The 14,679-nt window shown below is 70.1% G+C and carries 14 protein-coding genes; 6 read left to right on the top strand and 8 right to left on the bottom strand.

The window, feature by feature from the left end:
- Positions 1–77 precede the first annotated feature (77 nt).
- A complete protein-coding gene (locus Voc01_RS07255) occupies positions 78–1,442 on the top strand; it encodes an outer membrane protein assembly factor BamB family protein (protein WP_203926486.1) in 1,365 nt (454 codons plus the stop codon).
- A gap of 3 nt (positions 1,443–1,445) precedes the next feature.
- On the opposite strand, the gene hisC is transcribed toward Voc01_RS07255, so the two are convergent.
- The 4 genes from hisC to hppD form a co-directional block, all read right to left on the bottom strand.
- Positions 1,446–2,495: a histidinol-phosphate transaminase gene (gene hisC / locus Voc01_RS07260; protein ID WP_203926487.1), complete on the bottom strand. Its 1,050-nt coding sequence runs from the start codon at positions 2,493–2,495 to the stop codon at positions 1,446–1,448.
- Positions 2,492–3,661, bottom strand: coding sequence for an RDD family protein (locus Voc01_RS07265; RefSeq protein WP_203926488.1), 1,170 nt, complete (start codon positions 3,659–3,661; stop codon positions 2,492–2,494). Before Voc01_RS07265 ends, hisC begins: the two co-directional genes overlap by 4 nt.
- Before the next feature lie 31 nt (positions 3,662–3,692).
- Positions 3,693–4,544 (bottom strand): RDD family protein, encoded by an 852-nt coding sequence (locus Voc01_RS54010; protein WP_275423700.1) that lies wholly within the window; start codon positions 4,542–4,544, stop codon positions 3,693–3,695.
- A 197-nt stretch (positions 4,545–4,741) separates the two neighbouring features.
- Entirely contained in the window at positions 4,742–5,890 is a 1,149-nt protein-coding gene (hppD, locus tag Voc01_RS07275; protein WP_203926489.1) for a 4-hydroxyphenylpyruvate dioxygenase, read from the bottom strand.
- Between the two features lie 101 nt (positions 5,891–5,991).
- On the opposite strand from hppD, the gene Voc01_RS07280 reads away from it, so the two are divergent.
- Positions 5,992–6,483: an Lrp/AsnC family transcriptional regulator gene (locus Voc01_RS07280; RefSeq protein WP_373873792.1), complete on the top strand. Its 492-nt coding sequence runs from the start codon at positions 5,992–5,994 to the stop codon at positions 6,481–6,483.
- On the opposite strand, the gene Voc01_RS07285 is transcribed toward Voc01_RS07280, so the two are convergent.
- Entirely contained in the window at positions 6,426–7,445 is a 1,020-nt protein-coding gene (locus Voc01_RS07285; RefSeq protein WP_203926490.1) for a helix-turn-helix transcriptional regulator, read from the bottom strand. The two genes, Voc01_RS07280 and Voc01_RS07285, sit on opposite strands and share 58 nt — an antisense overlap.
- An 89-nt stretch (positions 7,446–7,534) precedes the next feature.
- On the opposite strand from Voc01_RS07285, the gene Voc01_RS07290 reads away from it, so the two are divergent.
- Together Voc01_RS07290 and Voc01_RS07295 are read left to right on the top strand one after the other, a co-directional pair.
- Positions 7,535–7,906 carry a VOC family protein gene (locus Voc01_RS07290; RefSeq protein WP_203926491.1) on the top strand — a complete coding sequence of 124 codons (372 nt, stop codon included), beginning with the start codon at positions 7,535–7,537 and terminating at the stop codon, positions 7,904–7,906.
- 1 nt (position 7,907) lies between these two features.
- Positions 7,908–8,306, top strand: a complete 399-nt coding sequence (locus Voc01_RS07295) for a DUF3224 domain-containing protein (RefSeq protein ID WP_203926492.1) — start codon at positions 7,908–7,910, stop codon at positions 8,304–8,306.
- A gap of 29 nt (positions 8,307–8,335) precedes the next feature.
- Here the strand turns inward: Voc01_RS07295 and Voc01_RS07300 are convergent, their stop codons facing one another.
- Entirely contained in the window at positions 8,336–9,187 is an 852-nt protein-coding gene (locus Voc01_RS07300) for a TetR family transcriptional regulator (RefSeq protein ID WP_203926493.1), read from the bottom strand.
- A 129-nt stretch (positions 9,188–9,316) separates the two neighbouring features.
- Here Voc01_RS07300 and Voc01_RS07305 point away from each other — a divergent pair, with 129 nt between their 5' ends.
- Positions 9,317–10,300 (top strand): ABC transporter ATP-binding protein, encoded by a 984-nt coding sequence (locus Voc01_RS07305; protein WP_203926494.1) that lies wholly within the window; start codon positions 9,317–9,319, stop codon positions 10,298–10,300.
- A complete protein-coding gene (locus Voc01_RS07310) occupies positions 10,297–11,922 on the top strand; it encodes an ABC transporter permease (protein ID WP_203926495.1) in 1,626 nt (541 codons plus the stop codon). The genes Voc01_RS07305 and Voc01_RS07310 overlap by 4 nt, the downstream gene beginning before the upstream one ends.
- A gap of 175 nt (positions 11,923–12,097) precedes the next feature.
- Here the strand turns inward: Voc01_RS07310 and Voc01_RS07315 are convergent, their stop codons facing one another.
- Entirely contained in the window at positions 12,098–12,655 is a 558-nt protein-coding gene (locus Voc01_RS07315; RefSeq protein ID WP_203926496.1) for a hypothetical protein, read from the bottom strand.
- Positions 12,656–12,731: 76 nt separating this feature from the next.
- Complete coding sequence (locus Voc01_RS07320; protein WP_203926497.1) at positions 12,732–14,603, bottom strand: DUF4012 domain-containing protein; 1,872 nt, start codon at positions 14,601–14,603, stop codon at positions 12,732–12,734.
- Between the last annotated feature and the right edge of the window lie 76 nt (positions 14,604–14,679).

Genomic DNA, 14,679 nt, shown 5'->3' on the forward strand with positions numbered 1-14,679 from the left:
TCGAGGCCAGCGGCGCCGCAGGCGCCCGACCTGTCGCTCGAACCGCCCTCAGTCTGGCGAGTTAGAGTGCTAGCCCGATGAGTCCTGTGCTGACCAGACCCGCCACCTGGCCACGCTGGGCCCGGTTCTCCGTGATCGCCCTGGCGGTGGTCTGCGTCCTGGGTGCGACAGCCGTGGTCGGCTACCGCGTGCTCCGGCCGGCCGACACGGCGGTCGAGGCGAGCGGGTCCTATCCCGACCGGCCGACCGCCGAGCCGGTCCGGTACGGCGAGCTGACGTCGGCGCCGCTGATCGTCGACGGGCGCCTGCGGGTCTACGCCGACGCCCGCCGGGTGTGGGCCGACACGTCGCTGACCAGCCGCACCGAGATGACCCCGTTCTGGTCGATCCGGCGCTGGCCGGCCGAGGTGGTCGGCGTGGTCGCGGTCGAGGGCCAGTACGAGGGCGTCGCGCTCGTGATCGCGAAGTTCTCCGACGGCGTGGTCCTGGCGATCAACCCGCGCACGGGCCGCGTGGCCTGGCAGGACCAGGCGAAGGCGAGCGTCAACGAGAAGTTCGACGGACGCCGCACCGGCGGCGCCACCGTGTGGCAGCCGGCCGGGATCTTCACGTCGCGGTCGAACACCGACGGTGGCGCGGTGCTGATCGTGGCCGGCGCCGACGAGGTGATCGGCTACAACCCGTGGACCGGCAAGCGCCGGTGGGAGTTCACGTTCACCGAGCACCCGGGCTGCCACGAGACCGACTGGACCAGCGAGACGACGTACATCGTCAAGGACTCGTGTGCCGCGCCGGCGACCCTGCAGGTCTTCGACGTGGCCAGCGGCAAGCTGCTGAACACCTGGACGCCGCCGGGCGCCTCGGCCGGCCCGGCGGAGGCGGCGAACTGGTTCATCGAGCCGATGTCCTGCGCGCGGGGGCATTCGGAGTGCGGGCTGCTGAAGGCCACCGGTGGGCAGACGGTGCTGAGCGTCGAGGAGCGGGCGGAACGTCTCGCCGGCGACACCGGCACGGTGTGGCGGGTGAACTTCGACGGCAAGGTGACCCAGGAGAAGTACGCCACCGGCAACCGGACGTTCCTCTGGAACGAGTACCTGATCCAGAACTCGGGTGACCCGCACTACGTGGTGCGTGCCGTCGACCGGGCGACCGGCGACCCCGTGTGGACGCACAAGGCGGCCGGCCTGAAGCTGGTCGCGGTCGGGCGGCTCGGGGCGTACGCGATCGACGACAAGCTGAACCTGGTGGTGCTGCACCCGACGCTGGGCGTGGAACTGTCGCGCACCGACCTCAAGGAGCGCCCGGACGAGGTGTGGGTGCCCGGCCTGGTGCACACGGCGGGGCGGTTCGTGGCGGTCGAACGGCTCACGGGTGGATCACCCAAGGAGCCGGACGACCGCTACTTCCTCGGTTCGACGCCGGTGGTGCTGGCGGGCGTCTGATCCCTACAACGCCTTCGCCGCGGCCTCGAGGAACGCGTCGTTCTCCTCTTCCGTGCCCACGGTGACCCGGACACCGTCGCCCGCGAACGGCCGGACGATCACCCGCTGCTCCTCGCAGGCCTGCCCGAACGCCATCGCCCGGTCGCCCAGCGGGAGCCAGACGAAGTTGGCCTGGGTCTCGGGTGTGTCGGGGGAGAACTCGCGGACGGCCTTCAGGAGCCGGTCGCGCTCCTTGACCACGAGCCCGGCGCGGCGCGTCATCTCGTCTTCGGCCTTGAGCGCGGCGAGCGCCGCGGCCTGGGCGACCATCGAGGTGGAGAACGGGGTGACGACCTTGCGGACGTTCCCGGCGACCTCGGGCTGCGCGACCAGGTAGCCGATGCGCAGCCCGGCCAGCCCCCACGCCTTGGACAGCGTACGGAGCACGACCACGTTGGGCCGGTCGCCGTAGGTCCGCAGGCCGTCGGGCACGTCGGGGTCGGTGACGAACTCCCGGTAGGCCTCGTCGAGCACGACCAGCACGTTCTCCGGCACCGCGGCGAGGAAGTCGTCGAGTTCGGCCGTGCGCAACGCGGTCCCGGTGGGGTTGTTCGGATTGCAGACGAAGATGAGCCGCGTGCGGTCGGTGACCGCCGCGGCCATCGCGCGGAGGTCGTGGGCGTGCTTGTCCGTGTTCGGGACGCGCACGCTGGTGGCGCCGGCCGAGGCCGCGATGATCGGGTACGCCTCGAACGAGCGCCAGGAGTAGAGGACCTCGTCGCCGGGCAGGCAGGTGGCCCTGACCAGGTGCTCGGCGAGGGCGACCGAGCCGCAGCCGGTGATGATGCGCTCCTCGGCCGTTCCGGTTTTCCTGCTCAGCGCCTCGCGGAGCGCGACGACACCCATGTCGGGGTAGCGGTGCACGTCGGTGATGGCGGCCGTGAGGGCCTCGACGACGCCCGGCAGCGGGCCGTACGGGACCTCGTTGCTGGCCAGCTTGATCGCACCCGGTATCGCCTTGCCGGGCACGTAGGCGGGAAGCGCGTCCAGGTCTGCCCTGGTCAGCCGTGTCATGCTGGCCGTCCTTGCTGATCGTGGTTGGGCTGGGTCTGCTGTTCCGGGGATGGACGGGGTTCGGCCTGCACCACCACGGTGACGGCCGACTTGTCGTGCAGCGCCTGGTGCATCGGCCGGTCGATGGCGGCCCACAGGCAGTCGATGAACTGCAGCACGAAGCCGAGACCGAAGCAGGTCCAGAGGAGGGTGGGCAGTCCGAGGGTGTTCCACCGCCGGATCGACCTCCGGAACCCGAGCGCCTCGTCGCTCTCCAGCCGCATCACCTTGATGCCGAGGAGGCGTTTGCCCAGCGTCTGGCCGGTGTTCGCGTGTGACGGCACCTCGTAGGCGAACCAGAGCGCCGCGCAGAGGATCAGGATGATGACCAGGAGCGTGGAGCTCCGCTCGGGCGGTTCGACGCCGGCCATGCTCTCGCCGTCGTAGAACCGGCGGGAGATCTCCTGCCAGTACGGCAGGTTGATTGTGTAGTACTGGTACACGAAGTACCCGTTGACCAGGATGTTCAGCCCGAGCACGGCGAGGATGTCGACGAACCTGGCGACGAACCGCGCGCCGAGGCCGGCGAGGCGGTAGCCGTGCGGACGCGGTGCGGGGAGGACGAGCCGCGGGTACGCCGGCCAGCCGGGCATCTGGCCGGGTTGCGCCGGGGTGCCGTGGGGCGGGGTCAGGCCGCCGTACGGGTAAGGGCTCTGGGTCGGGTAAGGGCTTTGCGGTGGGTACGGCCCTTGCGGCGGGTACGGACCCTGCGGTGGGTGGGTGCTCTGCGGTGGGTGGGTGCTTTGCGGGGACGCGGGTGGGGCGCTGATCTGGGTGCTGTTCGCGACGCCGGCGGGGGCGTGGTGGGACGGGGTGTCCTGGGTGGGGACGCCGCCCTGCGGCGTGCTCTGGCCTTGGGGCGTGCTCTGGCCTGGAGCCCGTGTGTTCTCGGGGGTGGTGGCCTGGATCTGCGGAGTGGCCTGGTTCTCTGCCGTGGCCTTGTTCTCGGCTGCGTTCTCTGCCGTGGCCTGGTTCGGGGTGGGGGGCGGCGTGGCGTCGGCCGGTGGTCCGGGGGGCGGGGTGGCGTCGGCTGGGATGGGCTCGCCGAGGTAGCCCTCGCCGTCCCAGTAGCGTTGGATCGTCGGGTCGACCGGATCGCGGTACCAGCCCGGCGCGATGCTGCTCACGCTGTTGCCCCGCTCCACTCGTTGCGCTTGCTCACGCTGGCACCTTAACTACGACCGTCTTGGCGAACTTGTCGTGGAGGCACTGCCGGTAGGGCTGGTCCCACAGGCACCAGAGGGCGTCGAGGATCCCGAGCCCCGGAACCAGCCCACCCGGGCTGGTGACCAGCCACCTCTTCGCCAGCGCGGCCCGGTCGAGCGGCTGGTTGGGGTCGAGCGGCACGATGCGCAGCTTCAGGACCCGCTTGCCGACCGTCTGGCCGTCGCGCTTGGCGAACTCCACGTCGTACACGTACTGCGCGGCCATGACCAGCAGGAGAGCCACCAACTCGGTGACCACCAGCACCGCCAGGAACGTGGCACCGTCCCCCGAGTTGATCATCGTCACGAACACCACCACGATCACGATCGTCATGACGATCGAGACCACCCCACCCACGATCAACCCGTCGATGAGCCGGGCGAGCAACCGCATCCCGACGTCGGCGAGCACCTGGCCATTGGGCGCGGCCGGCTGCTGCGACGCGTACCCGGCCTGCTGCTGTCCCGCGAACCCGCCGGCCGCCGGGTGCCCGACGTGCCCGTAGCCGGGTGCGCCGGCGGGCACCCCGTATCCGGACGCCGGTACCTGCGCGTACTGCCCACCCGGCGGGACGCTGTACTGCCGGGCGCCGGCCTCTTGGCCGTACTGCTGGCCGTGAGCCTGGGCCCCTTGGCTGTACTGCTGGCCGTGTGACGCCTGCCCGGACGGCGTTTGCCCGTACTGGGGCTGCCCGTACTCAGGCTGCCCCGGCTGAGCCGGCGGCTGCCCCCACGGCGGTTGTCCGCCGGGCTGCTGGCCTCCCTGCTCACCTGGGGGGTGGTACGGGTATCCGTGCTGGGTCACCGGTCCATCCTCCCCCACGGGCGCGGGTGATCGCCGCCCCCTGCGTGCCGAACCGGTGACCACGGGTCGGCACGCACGTTTCCGCCCGGCCGGAGGACCTTCGGCCGGGCGGACGTGGTCGGCTGCAGGCCGCGGTGGCCCGCGGAAACGGCTGGCGGCCGCTGGCGGCGCGGGCGGCGGCTGGCTGCTGGCGGCTGCTACAGGTTTCCGCGGCGGGCCTGTTCGCGCTCGATGGCTTCGAACAGCGCCTTGAAGTTGCCCTTGCCGAAACCCATGGAGCCGTGGCGCTCGATCAACTCGTAGAAGACCGTCGGGCGGTCCTGCACCGGTTTGGTAAAGATCTGCAGCAGGTATCCGTCTTCGTCGCGGTCTACGAGGATGCGGCGGGCGCGCAGCTCCTCGATCGGCACGCGCACGTCGCCGATCCGCTCGCGCAGCGTGTCGTCGTAGTAGGCGTCGGGCGTCTCGAGGAACTCGACACCGGCGGCGCGCATCGCGTCGACGCTGGCGATGATGTCGCCGGTGGCCAGGGCGATGTGCTGGGCGCCCGGCCCGCCGTAGAACTCTAGGTACTCGTCGATCTGCGACTTCTTGCGGGCGATCGCGGGCTCGTTCAGCGGGAACTTGACCTTGCGGGTCCCGTTGGCGACCACCTTGCTCATCAGTGCCGAGTAGTCGGTGGCGATGTCGTCGCCGATGAACTCGGCCATGTTCGTGAAGCCCATGACGCGCCGGTAGAAACCGACCCACTCGTCCATGTGCCCGAGTTCGACGTTGCCGACGATGTGGTCGATCGCCTGGAAGTACCGGCGGGCCGGCGGGCCCACCAGCGGCGACCGCGCGACGAACCCCGGCAGGAACGGACCCGTGTACCGCGACCGGTCGACCAGTGTGTGCCGGGTGTCGCCGTAGGTGTCGATCGCGGCGAACCGCACGACGCCGTGCTCATCGGACCAGTCCTGCGGAACGTCGCGGCCGCGTGCACCCTGCTCGACCGCGTGCCGGTAGGCGGCGTCGACGTCGGGCACCTCGAGGGCGATGTCGACCACGCCGTCACCGTGACGGGCGTGGTGCTCCGCCTCGGGGGTACCTGCCCGCACGCTGCCGGCGAACACGAACCGGGACGAGCCGGACTTCAGCACGTACTCGGAGACGTCGCGATGACCGGTCTCCGGGCCCCGGTACGCGATCAGGGTCATGCCGAACGCGGTGGAGTAATAGTGAGCGGCCTGCTTGGCGTTTCCGACCACGAACCGGACGTGGTCGATCCCCCTGACCGGAAACGGATCGTTGTCGATGTCGTGATCGACGGCGCCGACGAGTTCGTCCTCGATAGCACTGGTCATCCCACGAGGATCGCGGCGCGTCGGGGCGTGGGCAACAGTGGCTATGATCTGTGGTCAGCTTGTACAAATCGTCTTCCTCCCTCCCAGTGAAGGTGTACAGATTGCCCAGTCAACTGGACGATCTCGATGCTCGTCTGATCGCCCTCCTGGCCGCCGAGCCGCGGCTGGGCATCCTCGAATGCGCCCGCCGCCTGCACGCCGCCCGCGGCACGGTGCAGGCGCGACTCGACAAGCTCGTCGCGCGTGGGGTGGTGCGCGGCTTCGGCCCCGACGTCGCACCCGCGGCGATCGGGTTCGGCGTCACCGCCTTCGTGACGCTGGAGATCAGCCAGCGCCTCGGCCACGAACCGGTTGCCGCCCACCTCGCCGCGATCCCCGAGGTGCTGGAGGCGCACACGATCACCGGTTCCGGCGACCTGCTGTGCCGGGTGGTCGCCCGTCACAACGCCGACCTGCAACGGGTGATCGACCAGGTGGTCGGGCACGAGGGCATCGTGCGTGCGATCACCCACATCGCTCTCGCCGAGCAGATCCCCTACCGCGTGCTCCCACTGGTACGGGCCGCGGCGGACTCCTCCGGGGCCGAACCGTAGAACGCCGCGAGCCGGGCCACCGTGGCCCGCAGCATCTCGCGTAACTCGGGCGGTTCGAGCACCTCGACGTCGGCGCCCAGCCGAAGCAGCTCGCCGTGGGCGTGCCGCACGGACTCGATCGGTACCACCGCGCGCACCCAGCCGTCGGCGTCGGGTGGCTGGATCGTGTGTTGCGTGCCGCGCGCCATCGCCCGGCTCATCAGGTACGGGATCATCTCGACCCCGCTCGGCGACAGCCGGATCACCGCCTCTCCGCGGAACAGTCTCCGCTCGAAGTCGTCGGCCCACGTCGCCCACGTGTCGGCCAGGTCGAAGTCGTCGGGACGGGTGAACCGCTCGTCGAGCACCTCCAGGTCGACGATCGCCGCCACCCGGTAGGTGCGCAGGTCGTCGTCGACCCGGGCGACGAAGTACCAGACGCCGGCCTTGAGAACGATTCCCAGCGGGTCGACGGTGCGCTCCACCACCTTCGGCCGTGCGTGACGCTCGTACGTGAGGTGGACCCTGCGCTCGTCCCAGACCGCCCCCGCCAGAGCGGCGAGCCGGGGATGGGTCTCGGTCTCGCGGAACCAGCCGGCCGCGTCGAGGTGGAACCGGTCGCGAACCCGGCCGACCTGCTGGTTCAGGCTCGCGGGCAGAGCCGCCCGCAGCTTCAGTTCGGCCGTGGCGAGCACCGCGCCGAGACCCATCTCCGCGGCGGCGTCGGGCACGCCCGCGAAGAAGATCGACTCGGCCTCCCGGGCGGTGAGACCGGTGAGCCGGGTGCGGAAGCCGTCGAGCAGGCGGTATCCGCCGCCGTGGCCGTGCTCGGCGTAGACCGGGACGCCAGCCGCCGCCAACGCGTCGATGTCGCGGTACACGGTGCGCACGGATACCTCCAGTTCATCGGCGATCTGCTGGGCGGTGAGCTGGCCCCGGTTCTGCAGAAGCAGGAGAACGGACAGCAGTCGACTGGCGCGCATGACGTTCAGCCTCTCGAACTCGACTGACAGAAGGTGTCAGTCGAGGGTGCCAGGCTAAACGTGATCACCACACCGAGAAGGAGACCCTGATGACCGCGATAGCCCGCTACGTCGGCGTGTCGATGGACTGCGCTGACCCGGCAGCCCTGGCCGACTTCTACCGGCAGATGCTCGATCTCGAGGTCAGCTACACCAGCGACGACTTCGTGTTCCTGGGCGAGATGGGACCGAACGGCATCGGCTTCGTGCGCGTGGAGAACTACGTGCCGCCGACGTGGCCGAAGCCCGACGTGCCGAAGCAGGCCCACATGGAGTTCGGCGTCGACGACCTCGACGCCGGCGAGGCCGCGCTCATCAAATTGGGCGCCACGAAACCGGACGAGCAGCCACAGCCCGACCGCTGGAGGGTGATGCTCGACCCGGCGGGCCACCCGTTCTGCATCTCGAACGCGAGCTCCTGACATGCCGAGCAGCACGACGCCGTTCTCCATCGAGGACTGGGAACCGCACGCCGTGGACGGGACGGGCGAGACCTCCGCCCTGGGTCGCGTGGTGTTCCGCAAGGTCTACAAGGGTGACGACCTCGCCGGTACCGCCGTGGCCACGATGCTCAACTGCGGCCAGATCGCGTACACCGCGATGGAACGCGTGACCGGCACGCTCGGTGGCCGGACCGGCTCGTTCGTGCTCATGCACAGCGCCGGACCCGACGCGGACCAGCCCGAGGTGGCCACCGGCGTGATCGTGGCGGGATCGGGAACCGGCGACCTGACCGGGCTCACCGGCCGGATGGAGATCCGCCACGGAGAGGACGGCCCCGAGCTGTTCCTCGAGTACGAGCATGCTGACACGGTCTCATAATTCTTTTGAGACGTCGAGCGGTTTTGCGACTAATTGAGATAGCGGTACACCGTGGCGCGGGAGACGCCCAGCTCAGCGGCGATGGCGTCGACGTTGTGCGCGCCGCTGGCGTACATCTCCTTGGCCCGCTCGATCCGCTCACCGCTCAGCGCCCGGGGGCGGCCGACCCGTCGGCCGCTTCCGAGCCGTTCGACGCCGCCGGTGTGCGGGGGACCGGTGGGCTCGTACGACGTGGTGAGGCGCGGGTCCTGCCACGTGATGTCGATCCGGGGCCCTTCCGGCGTGTGGCTCGGTGGCCCGTCGACGAGTAGGCGCAGGGTTCCCTGGAGGATCGCCTCCCGGAGCTCGGCTTTCGGGGCGTCGCCGAAGAACAGGACCGAGTCGCCGAGGGTGCCCATGAGCTGCACCGCCCAGACCTTGTCTTCCAGCGGTGCGTCGGGCCCGACCATGATCTCGATGACGCGACCCGGCATGCGCATGAACCGCTGGTAGGTCTCCTCGTGCGTGAAGATCGAGGCATCGGTGCGCGCCATCAGCAGCAGCTGCTGGTTGGCCAGGTAGGCGTCGAGGATGCCGTCGAGAAGCACCCTGCGCGAATCTGGGAACGGGATTGCCGCGGCGTGCTCGATGGCCTCCTCGATGGCGACGACGAACGGGTCCATCAACGCGACGATGATGCGATCTTTCGCCGGGAAGTGGTACAGGATCGCGGCTTTGGTGATGCCCAGCCGGTCGGCGAGCAGGCGCAGGGTGGTGCGGTGGTAGCCGTGCCGGGTGAACATCTCGATCGCCTCGGCCAGGATGCGGTCGCGCGTTCCCTCCGCACCCTCCACCCCATCCACCGCTATGGCGGTGCCGGGGCCGAGTGTGTCGTCGGTCATCTCAAAACTATAGCGGTTGCGCTGACCGCTGGACAGCGCGTAGCGTCGATCGTGCTGACCGATGGTCAGTAATCCGGGGCGTTTGTGCCACGGGGTAATCACGCAAGGTCTCACTGATTGAGAGGGACCATGACCACCGCTTCCGCCGCGGCAATAGCGGCCACCGATCTGGTCAAGACGTTCGGCCGTACCCGCGCGCTCGACGGGCTCACACTGTCTGTCGACGTCGGCGAGGTGCACGGCTTCCTGGGCCCGAACGGTGCCGGCAAGTCCACCACGATCCGCGTGCTCCTCGGCCTGCTCCGGCGCGACTCCGGCTCGGTGCGGCTGCTCGGGGGCGATCCCGTACGTGACGCGGTGGCGCTGCACCGTCGCCTCGCCTACGTGCCGGGTGACGTGAACCTGTGGCCGAACCTGTCGGGTGGTGAGGCGATCGACCTGTTCGGGCGCCTGCGTGGCGGAGCCGACGAGACCCGCCGGCGCGACCTGCTGGAGCGATTCGAGCTCGACCCCACGAAGAAGTGCCGGACGTACTCGAAGGGCAACCGGCAGAAGGTCGCCCTGGTGGCCGCGTTCGCGTCCAATGTGGAGCTCTTCATCCTCGACGAGCCGACCTCCGGGCTCGACCCGTTGATGGAGGCCGTCTTCCGTGACTGCGTGCGGTCGGCCAAGGCCGAGGGTCGAACGGTGTTGCTGTCCAGCCACATCCTCGCCGAGGTCGAGGCCTTGTGCGACCGGCTGAGCATCATCCGGGCCGGCCGGAACGTCGAGAGTGGAACGCTCGCCGACATGCGCCACCTCACCCGGACCGCGATGACAGTCGAGACCGACCGGCCGACCGAGAACCTCGAGTCGGTCACGGGCGTGCACGCGGTCAGCGTGGCAGGCACGAAAGCCTCGTTCGACGTGGAGCCCGGTGCGATGGGTGAGGTCATCGCGTATCTCACCCGCTTCGGTATCCGCGACCTCACCAGTCGTCCGCCGACGCTGGAGGAGCTGTTCCTGCGGCACTACGAAGGCAGCGCGGAGGACGCGAGCGGTGCCCAGGGCGGTGCTGGGGGCAGTGCCGGGACGTCGGGTGTGCGGGTGGACCAGGCGGTGCCGTCGCGATGAGCGGATTCACGGGCACCGGATCGCTGCTCCGGCTGGCCCTGCGGCGCGACCGGATCCAGATTCCGGTGTGGCTGGCGGCGCAGGCGGCCGTGCTCGGCGGGAGCGGGTCGAGCATCGTCGGGCTCTACAACACCGTCGAGGAGCGGGAGTCCTACGCCACGAGCACCGCCACGAGCGTCGTGTCGGTCGCGTTCAACGGTCCGACCTCCGGGCCGTCGATGGGTTCGATCGTCACGAGCGAGACGTTCCTGGTGTCGATCCTGCTGATCGCGTTCATGACGACGTTCATGGTGGTGCGCCACACCCGGCAGAACGAGGAGACCGGCCGCGCCGAGATGGTGGGCGCGGGTGCCGTCGGGCGGTACGCGATGGTCACCGCGGCGCTCGTGCTCGCCGTGATGACCGACGTCGTGTTCGCCGGTGTCTCGACCCTGGTGCTGTTCGGTTTCGAGCTACCGGCGGGCGGCGCAGTGCTCTACGGGGTCGCGCTCTGTCTCGCGGGGATCACCTTCGCAGGGGTGGCCGCCGTCACCGCGCAGATCGCGGAGAGCGCGCGGGCCGCGAACGGGCTCGCCGCAGCCTTCGTGGGGCTCAGCTTCCTCCTGCGTGCGGTCGGTGACGCCACCGGAGACGTGGTGCGCAACGGCCAGTACGTCGAGAGCTCCTGGCCGTCGTACCTGTCGCCGATGGGCTGGGCGCAGCAGGTGCGACCGTTCAGCGACGACCGGGTGGTCCTCCTGCTGCCGTCGGTGGTGCTGTTCGGGGTCCTGCTGTACCTCACCACCGTCCTGGCGGCCCACCGCGACATCGGTACGGGAATGATGCCGGTGCGACCCGGGCCGGCGCGGGCACCGCGGTCGCTGGGCAGCCCGCTCGGCCTGGCGTGGCGGCTGCAGCGCGGGTCCTTCCTCGGATGGGCCATCGGGCTCCTGGTGCTCGGTGTCTCGTTCGGAGCCGTCGCGAAGGAGGTCGACGCGATGGTCAGCGGCAACGAGGACCTGGCCGAGGTCATCGCGCAGCTCGGGGGAACCGAGAACCTCGTCAAGGGCTACCTGTCGGCGATCCTCGGGATCGGGGTGCTGATCGCGTGCGGCTACGTCATCCAGGCGCTGCTGCGCATGCGCTCGGAGGAGGCGGGCGGAATGCTCGAGCCGGTGCTCGCCACGGCCGTGAGCCGGACGCGTTGGTTGGGCGCACACGTGGTCTGCACGCTGCTGGGGCTGATCGCCCTGGTGGTGCTGTACGGGGCGTCGCTCGGGTTCGCGTACGGGCTCTCGTCGGGTGACCCGGGTGGGGAGACCGTCACCGCGATCGGGGCGGCGTTGGTGCGGCTGCCGGCCGCGATGGTGATCGGTGCGCTCGTCGTCGCGGTGTTCGGGGTGCTGCCGCGGTTGGCGGTTCCGATCTCGTGGGGGGTGCTCGCGGCCGCTTTCCTCGTCATGCAGTTGGGAGCCGTGCTGGAGCTGCCGCAGGTCGTGCTCGACCTGTCGCCGTTCACCCACGTGCCGAATGCGCCGGCCGCGCCGGTCGAGGCGCTGCCGTTGGTGGTGCTGACAGCCGCCGCGCTGGCGATCGGTGGCACCGGGCTGGCGGTGTTCCGCAGGCGCGACCTGGCCATGTGATCAGGGGCAGCGCAGCTGCCTGACAAGAAGCGCACGGCCGCATGAAAGAGGGCCGCAGACAAGAGGGCCGCAGACAAGAGGGCCGCATACAGGGGAACTGCACGTCCACGCACAAGAAAAGCGCCCGGCCGGTTCACAGAACCGGCCGGGCGCATGTGCGTCCCACAGAGGCGGACTACCAGGCGCGCCAGGAGGCTCCCCAGCCGGGCGCGCTTCCGAGCCACCGGCCGACCGTGTTGTCCACGGCCTGCATGCCGGGCAGGCCACCCGGGGCGCTCGGGGCGCCGTGGTCCGACCAGTGGCCGTAGCCCGGGCCCAGGTTGCGGCCGAGGACCCTGACCTTCGCCTTCTCGTCCTCGCCGGAGTCGAGGCCGTGCGCGACGATCGTCGTCGTGCCCGCGACGTAGGTGGGCACGCGGGTCTTGAACTCGCCGTCCTTGTTGGTCCAGACCTTCTGCTTGTGGGTGACGAAGCCCTGCCGCGGGAACCAGAATCCGGAACGCGGCCGGACCTTGATCACGATGATGACCGGTTCCTTCGCCCCGAAACCCTGGCCGTACACGCCGACGCTGTTGCCGGCACGAACCGTGCCGGAACTCAGCGACAGGTCAGCCGGCGGCGGCGGGTAGTCGGGCGCGGCACTCGCCGCGCCCGGTGCGAGCAGGACACCGACGGCGGCCAGTAGGAAGGCCCCGACTGCGGCAAGCAGTGCCTTGGTGCGTTGAGTGCGCATGAAATCCCCTTAGGAAAGGTTTCTTAGGTTCTAACACGGAGAACCTGCGCCTAACTCACGAATCCGGCAAAACAGCTCACTTATCGCACGGCTTGCCAGCGGTGATTGTGGTGCGCCATGGAGACACACCGGGCGTCGTCCAGACGACGGGAGTGACCGGTGTGTCCACTGTGGGCAGTGGGCCGGTGATCAGCGTGACGGAGAACGTCTTGCGGGTGCCCGGGGGCAGGTCGATCGTCGCCACGGCGACCTGCCGCCCGCGCTCGAACCCCGAACCGATCGGCACCGACACACCGTCGACGTACGCGTCGGCGATCGAGCCGTCGGTCGGGCTGAACACCATCAGGTGCGTTCGCACGGTGTACGGGTCGCCGGACTTGCCGAGCCCGAGAACCGACTTCGACAGCCCGCTCGCCGGGGCGCTCGAACCCAGCGTCACCTTCACGCTCAGCTCGCGCCGCCCGTCACCGGTGCAGTCTCCGGTGGTGACCTCGGCGGACTGGGTCAGGTAGTAGCTGAGCTTCGCGCCGCTGCCGTCGTTGAGGAACAGCCCCACGCCCGGCTTCGCGCCGTCGTCGACCGGCAGCGCGCCCTCGACCGCCGTGCCCGCGAGGGCGGCCTCCTCGTCGGGGTCGCTGCTCCAGAACAGCACGCGCCGCTCGGTCACCGCGCGCATCAGCTGCGTGGCCAGGCCGCGCGGGTCACCGGGCCGTCGGGTGAGGGCGTCGAACGTGGCACGCGCGGCCGTCGCGAAGTAGGCGTCCTGCTGGGCGGACGAGAGGGCGCCGGCGTACACCTGCGACAGCAGCAACCGGACGGCCGAGTCGGCGGTCAACGGGGGTCCCGAGGGCATCGGCACCGGACCGGTGGCGCTCAACAGATACGACAGCGCCACCGGGTCGGTGGCGAGCACGCCGTCGACGGTCGTGCCGGTGCGGATCCGGTACATCTCACGGGCCAGTTGCGCCACGGTCGGGAAGTGCGGCGTCAGGTTGATGTTCGCGGGATAGGTGGCGATCCGGTCGGTGTAGAGGTCCGCGGCGTCGGCGTCCAGCGGCAGCACCGGCTGCTCGAACGTCTTCAGGTCACCCGCCGCGCTGCCCTGGCCGACGATGGTCACCGCGCCCCTGTTCGCCTCGATGACCACGAACGCGCCCGGCATGCCGCCGGTGGCGCGCACCTCGGCGAGGTTCTGGAAGAGCACCAGATAGCGCCGGGGCGCCGAGGCGCCGAGCATCTCCGGCAACAGGTTCGCCGCACGCGAAGCCGGCGCGAGGAGCCCGGTGAGCCGTGCCAGCCCGCCGTCGAGTTGGGTGACGGCTGTGCGGGTCCGGGTGTCGAGGCCGCCGGTCGGAATGGCCGCGATCCGGTCGGTCGACCGGCGGATGACGTCGGAGCCGGCGGTCAGCGACCCGGCCGCCGAGGACAGCGCGTCGAGGTCGATCCGGCCGGCCGCCGGGGTCAGGCCTCCGCCGGTGAGCGTCTCCGCGGCGTCGAGCAGCGGCGGCAGGCCGTTGTCGGCGAGGTCGGCCAGCGTCGTGGCGATGGTCCGGGCCGCGTCGAGGTCGTCGCCGACCCACGGCAGGAGACCGGCGGCGCGCCACCCGATGCCACTCGTGCGCTCTTGCGCCGCGGTGGTCTCTTTCCGCAACGACCGCAACGTGACCCGGGCGGCCGGGAGGTCGCCGGAGAGGACCTGTTGGCGCATCGTGGCGACGAGAGCGGCCGCCGTGCGCAGGTTCCCGGCGGCCCGCCAGCCGCCGACGCCCACCCACCCGACGGCGGCGAGAAGCACCAGGGTCAGGCCCGCAGCGACGACGAACGGGAAGCGTCGTCTGCGACGCGGCGCCGGGTCGCTGCGGCGCACCCGTTCGAACTCGATGTTCGGTTCGGTGTCGGGTGGGGTGAAGGCGAACGGTGTCTGTTCGATCGTGCGGTGCTCGTCCACGGTGCGAGTTTAGTGCTTTAAGTCCGAAATCTAGTTTTTAGTCGCTTTCGCGTGTGTAACGTGACCTGCGTCCGAT

It is taken from the genome of Virgisporangium ochraceum, from assembly GCF_016863655.1.
In the GTDB taxonomy this organism is placed as follows: Bacteria; Actinomycetota; Actinomycetes; order Mycobacteriales; family Micromonosporaceae; genus Virgisporangium; species Virgisporangium ochraceum.